Consider the following 14,543-nt stretch of genomic DNA (forward strand, 5'->3'; position numbering starts at 1 on the left):
CGACATGCGCAGCCGAGCTTGAGGAACGCCTCAGGGATGTCGGCGCGGACCTCCCTCCTGCTCCCGGCTGATTTCCTCGACATGCGACCGGTCAGCGGCTGAGCCGCCACAGCAGGATCCGTTCCTCGGGGCCCGGGGTGAGGATGTAGCCGTCGCCGGCCGTGAACGCCTGCGAGTACACCTCCTCAACAGGCTCGGAGAGCGGCGTCCGCGCGCTCAGGTCCCACAGGCGCGCGTGCCCGGAATCGTCCAGCTGCAGCGACACGAAAGCGAAGGTCCTGCCGTCCACTGTGGCCACCGATCTAGTGATCCACGCGGTGTACGAGACGTCGCTCGCGCTGCCGAGGTCGATGGGAGGCACGAGGTCTCGGCCGGTGAGCGGGCTCAGGACCCGTACCTTGGCGCTGTCCTCACGGGTGGTGAACAGGGCGGGCGCGCAGCCGAACAGACCCATCTCCCCCACGTGGAAGCCGTCGCCGGCCTGCTCTCCAGGCAGTGGTGCGACCGTGAAGGCGGACAGCCGCCGCTTGGTGGCGACATCCCATATCTGCACGTTTCCCGATGGGGCGGCCACGGTTGCGACGGCCTGGCCGTCGATCGCCGACAGGGACGTCGCCACCTGCGAAGACGGCGGCCTGGAGCCGAAGTCCAGGGTGTCGACCAGCTGGCGGGTGGCGAGATCCCAGGTGTGGACGAGGAGGCGGCCACCCGAGAGCTTGGTGGCCGCGATCAATGACCGGCCGTCCCGCCGTACCGGGACAGGCGGCCCGACCCCGGTCTCCTCGCCCGGTCCCCCGGGGGAGGGTGATGCGGGCGAGCTCCGTGGAGGTCTTCACGTTCCAGATCGTCATCCGATCCGGCCGATCGGCCACCACCGCGACCGGAGTGCCGTCGGCCTCCGTCACCGCCACGAACCCGGATCCCCCCTGACCGCCGCTCGACCCCGTGCGCATCGGACCGCTGATGGGGCGGCCGGTGGCGTCCCAGGTTCGCAGCGTGCCGTCCTCCTCGGCGGTCACGGCCACCGGCTTGCCGTGCACCTCGGTGAGGGCGGCGCTCGCCACGCCGTCGACGGGTCCGGAGGGGGAAGAGGGGCCGATCTGCTTGCGGGTACGCAGGCTCCACAACCTGACCGTGTTGTCCTCGCTACCGCTGAGCAGAACGGGCTCACCGTCCAGCTCTCCGGCGGCCAGCGCGGTCACCGTGCCTCCGTGGCCGTCCAGCCTCGTGAGCATGCGGCCGGTGCGAGGGTCCCAAAGGATCACTGCGCTGGGGACCGCCTTGGTGAGCGAGTTGGAGTCCTGGTTCTGCTCGCCGGTGGCCAACACGGTTCTACCGCCGGATCGGGTGAGAGCTGATGAGGCGAACGGGTAGGACTCGTGCCCCAGGTTCCGCGAGATCTCGACGGAGCGGGGCTCCTGGGTGACGAGATTCCACTGCAGGATCCCCAAGTACGTCTGAACGAGGAGGACCGGTGTGCCGCCGATGTCCGCGATGCGCATCCAGTCGGGAGTGGCGTACTCATCGCCGATGAAGAACTCGCGGCCGACCTTGCGACGGGTCGTCAGGTCCCAGATTCGGAAGGGCTCTTCCTCGCCTCCGTACGCGACCAGCACGGGCCTGCCGTCCAGCAGTCCGACGGCCATGGCTTGTGCGCCACCGGTGACGAGCGTGCCCATCAGCGCTCGCGTGCGCGGATTCCAGATGCGAACCTTCTTGCCGTCGCTGATGAACAGGGCGCGGACGCCACCGTAGTCGCCCAGGGCGTACTTCGAATCCTTCGGGAAGCGCAGCAGGATCCTGCGCGATGCGAGGTCCCACAGCCGCCCGCCGTAGTCTCCTGTGGTCAGCACGCCGGGACGCCCGCCGAGGTCTACGTAGGTGGCGGCGGTGCCGGCCAGCGGTTTCGCGGCGGCCTTGAACCCTGGCACCCGCCAGAACCGGACCGTGCCCTCGCCGCCTGCGGAGACTACGAGCGGGCGGCCGTTCATGCGGCCGAAGTCGACCGTTCTGACATTGGTGTGCCCGCCGCTGTCCAGGGCGTACGAGGCCGAGGGGTTGGCGGGTGGGGCCGTGGGTGTCGGGGTGCGGCATGCACTCGGGATCGCCCATGCGGGCAGAGGCCCGGCCGCCGCTCGCCCTTCAGTCGCCGCCGGCTTCGGCGGCGAGGGGGACGTACTCTCCGGTGCGACGGTGCAGCCCAGGAGGGACGCGCACAGCAGCGCCGCCGCCCAGCGCCCGATCCAGGCCATCATCGCCGCCTCCGTGTGCGGACACCGTAGTGGTGGACGGTGGCAGGCTACTGCACCACTACTTAATGACCGAGCTCCTCCAGCAGCCTGTAAAGGCTGCATGCCAACCCTGTTTGCCTTCGTTCAGCGACACGTTGACGCATCGATACCCAGAAGGGGCAAGCAGGGTGCAAGCCTTCGATGCTGACGGGGACGGTGCGGCGCCGCTCCCACGCCGCCCGCGTCAGGCAGAGCCGATGCTCTACCACTATCTTCCCATCCAATGCCTGACGTCGGTGGCCGTCGGGGTGATAGCCGAGTTTGCGCGAGATGGCCAGGGAGGCGTGGTTGTGCTCGATCACCCCGGAAAGAGCTTCGTCGGCATCCAGGCCGGCGAACGCCAGGTGGAGTACGGCCGCGCGCATCTCGGTACCGACAGGGCGCTCATGACCTCTTGGCGGGCACATTCGTCGCCATAGTAGGGATGTGCGATCAGGATCCCGTCGCCCCAGCGGAGAATGGTGGCAGTGCTGGGGCTGAGAGCCTCTGGGGAACGGTAGTCCACCGTCAGCGGGACTCCGCCGATCAGCGACGCGACAGTCTCAACGTCGTCGTGGGTTGTGAACGTGGCGCAGAAATCCTCAACCACGGAAAGATCCACTGTTACGCGTTCCACTCCCTGGGCCGTATCGTCGCGCTCCATCATGCCATCCACCGCAGGTCCGGAAATGGGGGTCATCCTGCCCAAACGCTTCGACCGAGCCCCTGGTCACCTACTGTGTGTCACGGGTGGCCGACAAGCGCGGCCAGCGCGAGCGAGCCGAACGGCGTGAATCATGACTTCCGAAGAATCTTTACGACCGAGGCGATCTTGGGATGGCCGCCCCACATCATCCATCCGATCTTGGGGCATCAGTCGATCGACACGCGCCGATTCCTCGCGATCGCGGGCGCTATGGACGCACCTAACCTCGCCAAATGACTTTGAGGCGCGTCGGTGGGCTCTCTGGCGAGGACGTCACACTGAACTCGATGAACCTGACGTCGGCCACCTTGCGCCGACCGCTGGACCTGGCTGCTCATCATCGTTCACACCCAGCTGCGCCTGACTCGCCCGCTGACCGAGGACCTGCGTTACCCATGGGAGAAAGCGGCCGCGCGGGGCCAGCTCACTCCCGCCCGGGTCCGGCGCGGGTTTCGGAACCTGCGTCCCGCACTCGCTCAGCCAGCCGGTGCACCCAAACCCTCTCGGCCCGGCCCAGGACGTCCACCCGGGATCCCCAATCGCCGACCCGCACCCCGCGCTACGACGGCGGCAAGACCGTCAAACGCAGCCGCACCCTCGCAGCCCTACAACAATCCGGAGGATAAAGAACAAGCTTATGAGAGGGCGGACTGGGTCACAGCGCGGATGGTCTCCTCGAAACGCCGCGCCTCGTTCCGGTCCACGGCAAGATCGATCGGCTTGCCCTTCTTCCAGGTCGTGAGTGGCTTGGCCGGCGGATGGTCGATGAGTGCGGCTAGCGGCGGCACGGCTTTGGCCACCGGTTGGGCGAATACCGCCGATGCCACCTGTACGAGGCCGCGCAGCGGCTGCTTGAAGGGCTCGTGCAAGCCGGTCGCCACGAACACCGGGTTGTACAGCACGTACTTCGTCCGCTCAGAGAAGTAGGCCGTCCCCAGCAGTTCGCTGGCCGCGGCTCCCTGCATGGTTGCGGCCAACCCCCGGTACTTGTCCTTCAGCTGGAGGTCGTCCCAGTGGATCTTGCCGCCTTGACCGGCGCCGCACAGGTTGATGATCACCGGTACCGGTGCATTCTCCAACGGGTCACGCAGTCCTTCGGCCATGAGCCAGCGGTTGATCACATAGAGGGCGAAGGTGTGCTCGAAACCCTCATCGGTCTCCACTCGTACCGCGTTGAACCGGAACGCGGCGAGCACCAACGCGTCGATCACGGGGTGCTCGGTGCTGAGTCGTTCTATCAGGTCGCGGGTCTGGCGCAGGGAGCTGAGGTCAGCTCTGACGAATTGGGCGTTCGGCACCTCCTCGCGCAGGCGTCGTCCGCCCTCTTCGCTGCTGCCCACGGCCACGACCTGATCGCCGAGCTCGGTGTAGTGGCGGGCGAGGGCTTTGCCAATGCCGTTTGTGCCGCCAGTGATCACGATAGTGCGGGCCATAACTTGAGGTCCTCCTCAACTTGAGATGAGCCTCAAGTTAGCTAGGATTCCGGGCATGCGCAAGGACGCCGTACACAACCGCGAGCGCCTCCTGCGAGCGGCCCGGGAGCTGTTCGCGGACCGGGGGCTCGACGTACCGCTTGAGGAGATCGCACGCTCGGCCGGCGTCAGCATCGGGACGCTCTACAACCGCTTCCCCACACGCGACGCCCTGGTGGAGGCAGTGTTCGCGGATCGTGCGGCGACCGTGACCGAGCTGGCCGAGCGGGCGCTGGCGATGGACGACGCCTGGGAGGGGTTCGTCGCGTTCCTGACCGGCGTGTGCGAACTGCAGGCGGCTGACCTCGGCTACAACGACCTCGCCGCGCGGACGGTGGCGGTGGACGGGGACCGCGGATTCGGCCTGATGGGAGAGATCCTCGAACGCGCCCAGCGATCCGGGGACTTGCGGGGCGACGTCACACTCGCCGACATGGCGTTCGTGGTCTGGGGTGTGGCGGCGACCGTCAGGGCCACGTCCAAAGTGGCGCCGGGAGCCTGGCGGCGGCACCTCGCCCTCGCCCTGGACGGCCTGCGCCTCGCCGCCGCCCGGCCCCTACCGGTGCCGCCCATGTCCACTGCGCAGACCCGCGCCGCGATGCGGGAGTGCTGACATGAAGACGATCCACACCTGCCCGCGGCCTTCAGTTGAACATCACTGTCCGTGACGTGTACGGCCAAATAATGTTGCAGGTTCCTGGTCAAGCTACGTTGCAAGTCACAGCTACGGACAGGTTCCCGACGCCGCCGCCGAGGCTCGCACGCAGGGCAGGATCGAGACGGCCGACCTGCTGGCGGCCGAAGCCTCGCGGCTCGCCCCCGGTCTGAGATCGCGCAGTGCCGTGCTCAGTGCGCAGAACCACCTGCTGGGCGGCCGCCTGCCCGCGCGCCCCGGCTCTGCCATGAGGCTGGACCAGGCGGCCACCCCGGATGGGACGTTCGTGGCCACCTACGACAATGCCCACCGGGTCCAGCTCTGGCATATGCCCACCCGGCGTCTGGTGCACGACCTGGACACCGGCCCGGGTGCCATCACCGGCATCGCGGTCGGCGCCGACGGTCAGTCCGTCGCGGTCGCGGTCGCCAAGGAACGGCAGATTTGGTTGTGGTCGCAACGGCGACAACACGTCGAAACCATCGTTCATCCCGTCACGGCCCTGGCCTTCAGCTCGGGGGCTGAGACTCTGGCGGTGGCCGGACCGCCGCGCGCTGGCTCACACCATCGATTGTCGCAAGCCAGCGCGCCCTCTTCACCACAACCGATGGCGAAAGCCCTCGACTGGCAGGCTTGCTGCTACAGGTCGAGCTGTAGTGTCACCCTCTGGTGGGTCGGCAGGTAGCCGAGCGCGTCATTGATGACACGCATGTGGCGGTTGCTGTCGGCGGTGTCGGTCAGCAGGCCATCGAGGTCCGGGTAGCGTTCGCGCGCCTGCCGGATGGCCTCGGCTTTCATCCAGCGGGCCAGGCCGTGCCCGCGATGTTCGGGGAGCACGCCGGTGGCGTAGTGCTGGGCGTCGCCCTTGCCGTCTCCCGGGACGACCAGCTCGGTGAATCCGGCGATGGAATCATCAGATTCGGCGATGGCGGCGACGGTATGGAGCACGTCGCCCCGGTTCTCGATTGCCTGCGCCGCGTCCCGTACGCGCTGGACGTCCCAACTCACGGTGCCGTAGTCGGTATCGTCCATCGGCATGTCGTCCAAGGCGTGGCGGGACGCGGCGAACGTCTCGGCCAGCTCATCGGGCACGACCCCGTTCCATGCGACCAGCCGGTAGCCGGGATGTGGGCTGTGTACGATCTCCCTGAGGGCAGCGAGGTTGGCCTGGGCCAGCGGCAGCCGTGCATAGGTCAAGGTCAAAACCTTGCGAAAGCCCCGCGCCGACAGGAAGGCCTCTCCCGACGAACCGGGCTCTACCTGGGCGATGACGCAGCGCCGATCCTCTTCGCGGGCTGCGGCCAGCGCAGTGGTCAGCAGCAGAGAACCGACGCCGCCACGCTGCTCGGCCGGGTGGACCTGGAGATCAAGTTCGGCCAGATGATCCTGGCCCGCCCTGATGAACAGGCGAAGGAACGCTGATCCGACGGGAACGCCGGCAGGCAGGGTGGCCAGCCACGCGAGGCGCCGACTGGACGACATGAGTTGAGGGTCAATCAAAGGGGTGATGCGAATCGACACGATGTCTCCGGTTTGAGGAGGTTGATGAAAGCAGAGCTGCGGCATCGCTGCTGAACGGTCCTGCGCATCTGCTGCACACCTCCTTCAAGAACGGCCTCGACATCGGACGCGATCAAGACTATAGCGGTCCCGCCGCATCGCCCACCAGCTCGGTCCCGGCACAGCGCGACGGTGGGATGCAACCAAGCCCAGCACCCAGGCGATCAGAGAGCACCTGAGGTCATCGCAGGCTCTCGTTTCGGCGTGTACTCCACACGACCAGCCCACCAGCCAAGACGAGACCCCCGGCGAGCCATAGGATGCCCTGGAGTGGCAGGGCATCGACGACTGCGCCGCCGGCCAGCGCGCCGAGACCGATCGAGAGGTTGAACACCGCCACCCACAGAGCGGAGGCTTCCTCGACCGCTTGTGGCGCGGCCTTGATCATCCATGTCTGGAGGCTCGTGGAGACCCCGCCGTACACCAGGCCCCAGGCCACGAGCAGCGTCACCCCGCCCGCGCTGGTAAGTCCCGCCACGGGGTAGAGCAGCACGGTCACCCCCAAGGCGGCGGCGATGGACAGGACGGTGCGATGGAGCCTCTTGGCTACGGCGGCACCCGCGATGAAGTTTCCCACGATGCCCGCCACGCCGAATCCGAACAGCAGCGGCCCGACGAGTCGCTCGTCGATGCCAGACAGATCCCGCAGCACAGGGCTGATGAACGTGTAGGCCGAGAAGTGGCCGGTCACGATCAGGAAGGTGGCCAGGATGCCGACCCGGACGCCCTGGTCGCGGAACTGGCCGGCCAGCCGCCGCAGGCCGACGGGCTGAGCAGCGGTCAACGGCGGCAGCACGGCCAGCAAGGTGACCAGCACGGCAAGCGCGAGGGCGCTCAGCGCGCCGAACGCGATCCGCCAGTTCGCCAGCCCGCCGATCACCGTGCCGATGGGGACGCCGAAGACGTTCGCGGCCCCGACGCCGCCGAAGATGATCGCGGTGGCCCGCGGCACGTGTGAGGCTGGGACGAGCCGGACGGCCAAGGCTCCGGCGATGGCCCAGAACCCGCCGATGGCCACCCCGACCAGCACGCGTGCAGCGATCAGGAACGGGTAGGTGGGGGCCAGGGCGGATGCCAGGTTGGCGAGCGTCATGAGTCCCATCAGGGCGACGAGCAAGAGCCTGCGGTCCATCCTGCCGACGAGCAGTGGGACCATTGGCGCCGCGACGGCAGCGACGATGCTGGGGACCGTGACCATCAACCCCGCTGCGCCCTCCGACACCGACAGTGCCGATCCGACGGGGGTGAGCAGTCCGATGGGGAGCTGCTCTGCCGTGACCAGGAGAAATGTGCCGAAGGCTACGGCGGACACCGCGATCCAATGACTTTTCGGCGATGTGTCTCGCTCGCTCAGGGTTGGGTGTGTTGCTGTCATGTTGAATCCCCTCTCCAATTCGGGAGCAATCGCTCCCATATGACGGCACACCCTAATACGGGAGCGATCGCTCCACAACTTTGGTAGGGTGGGGCTATGGCACGCCCTAGGGAGTTCGATGAGCAGGACGTGATCGCCAAGGCGACCCACCTGTTCTGGTGCCGCGGCTACAACGCCACGTCCGTCCGTGACCTGGGCGCCGAGCTCAACCTCAAGCAGAGCAGCCTGTATCGGACCTTCAGCGACAAGCGCACCCTGTTCCTGCGGGCACTGGACCACTATCGGGCTACCGAGTCCGCTCAAGCCGAAGAGCGACTGAGCGTCTCCGGCTCCAGCCTCCAGACCTTGCGGGAGTGGCTGATCTGGATGGTCAACCACGAGGCCGGCCGCGGCTGCTTCGTGGTCAACACGGCCACCGAGCTCGGCGCCACCGACCCCGCAGTCCGGCAAAGGACCGAGGCTGCGTTCGAAGGCACCCGGAAGACCCTCGCGTCGCTCCTACGCCGCGGCATTCGCGACGGCGACCTGCCTACCACATTGGACGTCGAGGCTGCAGTGGAGTCGCTGTTCACGACGGTGCTTGGGCTGCGCGTGCGCGAACGCGCCGGACACGATGCCCAACGGCTGGCCACCGCTATCGACTTCACGATCAAAATGCTCGCGGGACCTGCGGCCTGACTGGCGTTGCCGGATCTGGGCGGCCCGCTCGTCACGGTTGACGGGTACGAGGAGCCAGCCGTGGATGTCCTCGACCGTCGGGCGTCCCTCGGCGTCGATCCGCCGTACCGGCGGCACTCGTGGATCCCGCTCAAGCCATAACCCGCGGTACTCCTCGGCATCCGACGGCACCCACCGCCGCAACCGCAGCCGCTCGGTCACCAGCTCCGCTGGCAGATCCTCATAGGTCCTCACCCGACGAACCTAACCCAGTGCCGGCCAAGACCGGAGGACGACTGCATGAGGCACCGCGGGCATGGGCGTGAGGAACTCCGGCGCCCTCAAGGTCGTCACCGTCACCTCCAGGCTGCCGTTCCCTCACGCCGTCCAGGCGATGCAGATCAAACGCCAGGTCAGAGAGGGCAGCGCGGGCAGCTGGCGGACCGTGACCGTCTACGCGATCATCGATCTGCCCGTCTGGCAGGCCCCTCCCCGCCGACCTGGCCGCCTGGATCCGCGGCCACTGGAGCATCGAGAACCGGCTGTACTACGTCCGCGACGTCACCTATGCCGAAGACCACGCCAGGTCCGTACCGGCAACGCCCCACCACCATGGCCAGCCTGCGGAATCTCGCTCTCGGAGCCCTACGCCTGACCGGCGCCGGCAACATCGCTCAAGCCATCCGCCACATCTCCCGCGACGTCACTCGCACCCTCACCGTTCTCGACCTCACATCTTGGGGCAGAAGCGGTGACTTTCTGCAAACCACCTACCGGAACATCAAACGCCGATTTCCGCTCCTGCGATAGGCCGCTGCCTGCTTGGCAGGGTGTCGGCGGGCGGGACAGGAGTCCCGTCAGGTTCTGTCCGGCGGATCACCGCGTCGTAGGCTCCAGCACATGCACACCAACCTGGCGGAGCACGCCCGGTGTCTCTATGGGGACGAGTACCAACCGACACCGGAATGCGGCCTTGAACACCGGGAGCACCACTTCGTCGAGGAGTTGACCTTCGCTGACGCGGATTCGATCCTCGCCATGTTGCGCGAGCTCTGCCCCCACGTGGTCGACGGCCACCTGCCGGTCTGGGTCCGGAACCTGGCCTATCGGCTGGTGCTCCTGCAGCGGCCGAACGAGCCGGCGCTGATGCGACAGGCTGCCGAGAATCTGTGGCTGCACGGCCCGGACTGGGACCACATCGCAGCAGATCTGACGAAGCAGGCAAACGCTCTGGAAGCTGGCTGATCAGGGGTTGAGCCCCAGAGGCGGATCGAGGCCACGGTGATGGTGCCGCCGTACGCTCGCCGGCCAAGCCCGAGCGGACGTCGGGAGCCGGTCGAACTCCTCGTCCAGGTGCGGCACGAACCAGCCGTCCCTCGTGAACCCGTCGCTGGTGTCCTCGCCCGGGGACCCCGGCCCCTGGGAGACGCCGTCGAGCGTCAGGAACTCCTGTACAACCAGCTTCATCGCGCACCACTCTCTCCGGCTCTCTCTTCGGCGGCGGCCTCGGCGCCGTGGGCGGTGCGGATCAGGTGCAGGCACAGGTCGATGCCCGCCGCTACTCCCGCCGAGGTCCATACGCCATCGGCGCCGACGAACAGGGCCCGGGAGTCGACCGACGCCCCTGGGCAGCGCCGGGCCAGTTCGTCGGCGAGGGCCCAGTGGGTGATCGCCGGGCGGCCGTCCAACAGCCCGGCCGGCAGCACGAGGCACCGGTCGTCCGCGACGACGCTGTGCTCCTGCTGATCGATGTCCAGAAGGGATTCGACGACGCCGCGTTCTGGGGGCGGCGTGACAATCCCGGCGCCGAGAAGAACATGCGCGCGCTGATCGAGGCATGGGAGGAGACGGGCCGGCCGATCGTGCTGGTCCGCCACGATTCCGTACGGCAATCGCCACTCCACCCGGCCGATCCCGGAAACGCCTTCAAGGACATGGTGGCCGACGTCGAGCCCGCGCTGCTGGTTGTCAAGCAGGTCAACTCGGCCTTCTACGGCACTCCGGACCTGCACGCCTGGCTGAGGGAGCGCGGCGCGCGCCAACTGGTGATCGCGGGCATCCAGACCAACATGTGCAACGAGACCACCGCCCGGATGGGCGGAAACCTCGGCTACGACGTGCTGTTCGTCCTGGACGCCATGCACACCTTCGACCTGGCCGGCCCCGACGGCGAGACGGTGACCGCCGAGGAGCTGACGAGAGCGACGGCGACGAACCTGCACGGCGGCCGATTCGCGCGGGTGGTGTCCACCGCGGACGTGACGGATCCACGCTGGTAGTGGCAGTGCCGGGCCGTGACCGGGCTGGTACGCGTCACTCTCGCAGCGCGAGGGTTGTCTGTTGAGGCGGGCTTGCCAATAGCGTGTCAAACGCTCCCAGCCACGGCGGCCGCACACCGCACGTTTCCCCTCTTCATCTTGTTTGGGATACGAACCGCGTATTTGTACGCAGTTGCGTACGAGGAAGCCGATTACCTTTGGCGACTGGTGCACTGACGCGCTGAGCGACGCCGCCTCCGCCGCCGCGACACGTGCCGGTGGCCCGCGCCTGCCGCGTGGGCGGTTCCAACTCACTCAAGGGGATTCACCATGTCATCAGCAACATCGACGCGCTCCACCCTGCCCGCGTACGCGCTGTGGGCGCTTCGCCTGCTGGCGCTGATCGCCGCGCTGGCCGTCGGGATGGCCGGGCCCGCCGCGGCCGATCCGGGCGACGAGTCCGGGGTCAGCCGGGCCGCGCTGCCACCGACCGATCCAGGCCTGTGGTGGATCAAGAACAACGGGCTTCCGCTGCAGGACAACGCCGTCGCCGGGGTGCGCCTGACGCAGCTTCCGGCGGGCGCCAACCCGGTGTTCTTCGGCGTCCTGTGGCACTTCACGCCCGTGCCGGGCAAGGTCAACACGTACTTCGTGGAGAACCACAACGCCGGCTGCCTGGACATCGCCGACGGGATCTCCACGAACCCCGGCGTGCTGATCGAGGTGCGCCAGTGTGACGGCACGCTCAGCCAGCAGTGGGTCACCCCCCACCACGGGGGCGTCCGCTACGGCATGACCAACGTCTGGAGCGGCCTGGCCGCCACGGTCAAGGGCGCGGCGGTGCCGAACGCCAAGCTGCACCAGCAGCCGGTGAACGGGTCCGCGGCGCAGAGCTTCGACATGCCGTCCTTCGATTCCTGATCGCGGCTCTCATAGGGATCATGGCGCGCGTACGGCTGTCCTCGGCCGTACGCGCGCTGGTCGGCGACTCGGCGGTGCGCGGCGTCCTCGTCCGGCCCAATGGAGTGTCCGCCTTCGATCAGCCTCGCATGGCGAGCAGCGCCTCTCGCACTGCGGCGAGTGCCTCTTCCTCGGAGGCTCCGGCGTGTAGAGCGGCCCTGGCGAACTCTTCGGCTGCTGCGGCGAGCCGGAGCCGGAACTGGTCGGCCGCATCGGTGATGACGGCCGTTCGGCCGCGGCGTAGCTCCACCAGCCCCTCGTCGCGCAGCTGCTGGTAACCCCGCAGAACGGTGTGCAGGTTGATGCCGAGGGTGGCGGCCACGTTGCGTGCCGAGGGGAGCCGGTCCCCGGGCGCCGCCGTGCCACTGGCCAGTGCGGCGCGTACCGAGGCGGCCACCTGGTCGGCGAGTGGCTGGGGCGATGCCGGATCAACTGTGATCAGCACTACGCCGTCTCTCCCTGTCGTTGCCTGCTCAGCCATCCGTTGACCAGTGCGGCAGCTGTCTCGGCTTCGCGTGTGGAATAGACGAACCACCGGTCGTCGGTCAGCGACACAGCGAGGACCGGTCCTTTACCGCTGACGATGCCCCACCCCGCCTGACTGTCGTCCATCTTGTATCGCCCCGGAGGAGCCTCGCTTCTGGCCTCGGCGAATCGTACCGAGGAGAAGGGCACCGTACGCCGCAGGATGGGCAGCCAAGACGCGCTCACCGTGATCCCCGAGCTGTCGATCTGCAGGCGGGTGCGTGCCTGCGCCGTCTCGACGACCGTCCACAGTGCCAGCAACGCCGTTCCTTGCCATGCGCCGGAAGCGTTGGTCGCAGCCAGCACGGTAACCGTGCCCAACGTCGCGGCGACCATCAGCCTGCGCGCTGACCAGGCCGACGTCACGAACATGACCCGCTGGGACGGGCCGAGCGCCATGGCGGGCGCGTGTGAAGGTGGCGCGGCGGTCGTCTCCGGCGGCGACGGCAATGGGCCCGCCGCCAGGTAGCCGAGCACGGCCGCCGCAGCGGTCGCGGCGATCTCCACCGGCAGGTGCCAGGGTGGCCGGGCCATTGGGCCTGGGGCGTCGACCAGCATCGTCACCCATAGCGCGGCAGATACCGAAAGGGATGTGCCGGTGATGAAGCTCAAGCTCACGACGACGCGCTGGACCTGCGGCAGACGCCAGTAGCGCAAGAACGGGACGACGAGCGTCACTTCGAACAACAGCACCGGGAAGCCGAGTTTCGAGAGCCAGTCTTGCCAGGTAGGCGCGTACTCGGTGTTGACGGCCCAGATGTCGACGTAGGCGCGATCAGGGAGGCGCTCCCCGTACAAGGCCACCAGGACCATGGGCACGATCGGCACGAGCAACGGGGGGAGGCCCGTCAGGATCAGGCGACGGAGCCGGCCTGGCGCGGCGGGGTCGGCGAAACGGGCCACGACTACCTCCAACTGTTTGCTTTTGACTATAACACTGCTAACAGTTGTGTCCAGGGCCTCGGCCGGGCCCGGCCAGTACGCGACGGCGCCAGGCCCCCCGCCCGCGAGCCTCGAGGCCAGTCGACGGCATGGACATCCACGGCCGCTGATCGGTGCCATACACGCGCTGGAACGGGCCTCCGATGCCCACGGCGCACTGGCCATGCGGACTACGCTGGGCAATTCCCTGCTGCGGATAGGTCGAGGGTCTCGTGCCTGCGCCTGTCCCCAGCCCCCGTTCCTCGTTCTTCGCCGCTCGAAGGACGAGCTCAGAAATCCCCAGGAACTCCGCGGAGACCGGGTGCAAGGTGCCGAGGGCGTCGAGCAGCACAGCCTCAGGCAGGCTCCAGCTTTCGATTTGGATCAGGGCGTCCCATGCCGCGCGAACACCCCGCCCTGCCGGAGGTGCCCACGATGGCACTGTCCAGCCAGGACGTCCACGAGGGCTACACCGGCCTGCGCTCCGGCCGTGAAATGTCGCCACTCCCTGACCGAGGACTCGCCCCTGCGCCACAACCGCTGCCCCTACCGTGGCGCCGGTCATCCCGATGTGCCCGATGCCTACGGAGATGGGGAGCGGTCGGCTATTACGGGCGGTTGAGGCATCCGGGTCAGCCGCGCGCAGGTCTCCCGGCCTCGATGGGGTTCGAAGCCTCAATGCAGCAGCCGAGTCGGCTCATGCCCGCGGGATGAGGAGTTCACGAAGCGGATCGCCACCGTCGATGAAAAGCCGGGCATCTGCCGTTGTCGCCGCTGCGATGCGCTGGAGCATCCGCTGACCGACCTCGGGATGTCGCCCGTCGAGGGCTCCAACACGAACGGCGAACACGATGTCGTACGGCTCTTCGTCAGCCTGCAGGACGAAGTCTTCGCCCGCGACCTGGCGGACGCTCATGCGGCCGGACGCGATTTCGTCTTTCGCGGCGGCTTCGGCTTGGGCGATGGCGGTGGCGGATCTGTCGATGGCCAGGATGTGGCCGGTGGTGAGGCGGGATGCGATCGCTCGTGCGGCCGCCCCGGGCCCGCACCCGATTTCGAGGACACGCGAGTGCGGCTGGAGGGGAAGCGCGTTCACGATCGCGGCCAGGCGGGGTGACAGACGTGTCGGCATGATCGCAAGACTAAGTGACGGTCGGCCAATGCGGGCTCTTCGAATCTAGACG

15 protein-coding genes and 1 pseudogene are annotated in these 14,543 nt (G+C 67.9%); 6 read left to right on the forward strand and 10 right to left on the reverse strand.

What is annotated here, in order from left to right:
- Nucleotides 1–91: 91 nt before the first annotated feature.
- The 4 genes from ID574_RS39740 to ID574_RS39755 form a co-directional block, all read right to left on the reverse strand.
- Nucleotides 92–454, reverse strand: coding sequence for a hypothetical protein (locus tag ID574_RS39740; RefSeq protein ID WP_188194185.1), 363 nt, complete (start codon nucleotides 452–454; stop codon nucleotides 92–94).
- A complete protein-coding gene (locus tag ID574_RS39745; RefSeq protein WP_188194186.1) occupies nucleotides 411–2,255 on the reverse strand; it encodes a WD40 repeat domain-containing protein in 1,845 nt (614 codons plus the stop codon). The genes ID574_RS39740 and ID574_RS39745 overlap by 44 nt, the downstream gene beginning before the upstream one ends.
- Before the next feature lie 334 nt (nucleotides 2,256–2,589).
- Complete coding sequence (locus ID574_RS39750) at nucleotides 2,590–2,937, reverse strand: hypothetical protein (protein ID WP_188194187.1); 348 nt, start codon at nucleotides 2,935–2,937, stop codon at nucleotides 2,590–2,592.
- 674 nt (nucleotides 2,938–3,611) lie between these two features.
- Nucleotides 3,612–4,409, reverse strand: coding sequence for an SDR family NAD(P)-dependent oxidoreductase (locus tag ID574_RS39755; protein WP_188194188.1), 798 nt, complete (start codon nucleotides 4,407–4,409; stop codon nucleotides 3,612–3,614).
- Nucleotides 4,410–4,464: 55 nt separating this feature from the next.
- Here ID574_RS39755 and ID574_RS39760 point away from each other — a divergent pair, with 55 nt between their 5' ends.
- Nucleotides 4,465–5,061 (forward strand): TetR/AcrR family transcriptional regulator, encoded by a 597-nt coding sequence (locus ID574_RS39760; RefSeq protein ID WP_188194189.1) that lies wholly within the window; start codon nucleotides 4,465–4,467, stop codon nucleotides 5,059–5,061.
- A 229-nt stretch (nucleotides 5,062–5,290) separates the two neighbouring features.
- Entirely contained in the window at nucleotides 5,291–5,788 is a 498-nt protein-coding gene (locus ID574_RS39765) for a WD40 repeat domain-containing protein (RefSeq protein WP_188194190.1), read from the forward strand.
- On the opposite strand, the gene ID574_RS39770 is transcribed toward ID574_RS39765, so the two are convergent.
- Both ID574_RS39770 and ID574_RS39775 read right to left on the reverse strand, forming a co-directional pair.
- Nucleotides 5,743–6,624, reverse strand: coding sequence for a GNAT family N-acetyltransferase (locus tag ID574_RS39770; protein ID WP_188194191.1), 882 nt, complete (start codon nucleotides 6,622–6,624; stop codon nucleotides 5,743–5,745). The two genes, ID574_RS39765 and ID574_RS39770, sit on opposite strands and share 46 nt — an antisense overlap.
- Nucleotides 6,625–6,844: 220 nt before the next feature.
- Nucleotides 6,845–7,975 carry an MFS transporter gene (locus ID574_RS39775; RefSeq protein WP_223167559.1) on the reverse strand — a complete coding sequence of 377 codons (1,131 nt, stop codon included), beginning with the start codon at nucleotides 7,973–7,975 and terminating at the stop codon, nucleotides 6,845–6,847.
- Nucleotides 7,976–8,167: 192 nt separating this feature from the next.
- Here ID574_RS39775 and ID574_RS39780 point away from each other — a divergent pair, with 192 nt between their 5' ends.
- Both ID574_RS39780 and ID574_RS39785 read left to right on the forward strand, forming a co-directional pair.
- Nucleotides 8,168–8,716: a TetR/AcrR family transcriptional regulator gene (locus tag ID574_RS39780; protein ID WP_223167560.1), complete on the forward strand. Its 549-nt coding sequence runs from the start codon at nucleotides 8,168–8,170 to the stop codon at nucleotides 8,714–8,716.
- 879 nt (nucleotides 8,717–9,595) lie between these two features.
- A complete protein-coding gene (locus ID574_RS39785) occupies nucleotides 9,596–9,940 on the forward strand; it encodes a hypothetical protein (RefSeq protein WP_188194194.1) in 345 nt (114 codons plus the stop codon).
- An 87-nt stretch (nucleotides 9,941–10,027) separates the two neighbouring features.
- Here the strand turns inward: ID574_RS39785 and ID574_RS39790 are convergent.
- Nucleotides 10,028–10,162, reverse strand: a pseudogene (locus tag ID574_RS39790) (dihydrofolate reductase family protein); the annotation flags it as partial.
- A gap of 194 nt (nucleotides 10,163–10,356) precedes the next feature.
- Here ID574_RS39790 and ID574_RS39795 point away from each other — a divergent pair.
- Together ID574_RS39795 and ID574_RS39800 are read left to right on the forward strand one after the other, a co-directional pair.
- Nucleotides 10,357–10,974, forward strand: a complete 618-nt coding sequence (locus ID574_RS39795; RefSeq protein WP_188194195.1) for a cysteine hydrolase family protein — start codon at nucleotides 10,357–10,359, stop codon at nucleotides 10,972–10,974.
- Nucleotides 10,975–11,283: 309 nt separating this feature from the next.
- Entirely contained in the window at nucleotides 11,284–11,874 is a 591-nt protein-coding gene (locus tag ID574_RS39800) for an RICIN domain-containing protein (RefSeq protein ID WP_188194196.1), read from the forward strand.
- A gap of 118 nt (nucleotides 11,875–11,992) precedes the next feature.
- Here ID574_RS39800 and ID574_RS39805 read toward each other — a convergent pair whose 3' ends face one another.
- The 3 genes from ID574_RS39805 to ID574_RS39815 all read right to left on the reverse strand — a co-directional run bounded on the left by ID574_RS39805 (nucleotide 11,993) and on the right by ID574_RS39815 (nucleotide 14,491).
- Nucleotides 11,993–12,358 carry a GntR family transcriptional regulator gene (locus tag ID574_RS39805; protein ID WP_188194197.1) on the reverse strand — a complete coding sequence of 122 codons (366 nt, stop codon included), beginning with the start codon at nucleotides 12,356–12,358 and terminating at the stop codon, nucleotides 11,993–11,995.
- A complete protein-coding gene (locus ID574_RS39810) occupies nucleotides 12,358–13,341 on the reverse strand; it encodes a hypothetical protein (protein WP_188194198.1) in 984 nt (327 codons plus the stop codon). Before ID574_RS39810 ends, ID574_RS39805 begins: the two co-directional genes overlap by 1 nt.
- A gap of 715 nt (nucleotides 13,342–14,056) precedes the next feature.
- Nucleotides 14,057–14,491: an SAM-dependent methyltransferase gene (locus ID574_RS39815; RefSeq protein WP_188194199.1), complete on the reverse strand. Its 435-nt coding sequence runs from the start codon at nucleotides 14,489–14,491 to the stop codon at nucleotides 14,057–14,059.
- Between the last annotated feature and the right edge of the window lie 52 nt (nucleotides 14,492–14,543).

Source organism: Nonomuraea sp. SYSU D8015 (genome assembly GCF_008065375.1).
In the GTDB taxonomy this organism is placed as follows: Bacteria; Actinomycetota; Actinomycetes; order Streptosporangiales; family Streptosporangiaceae; genus Nonomuraea.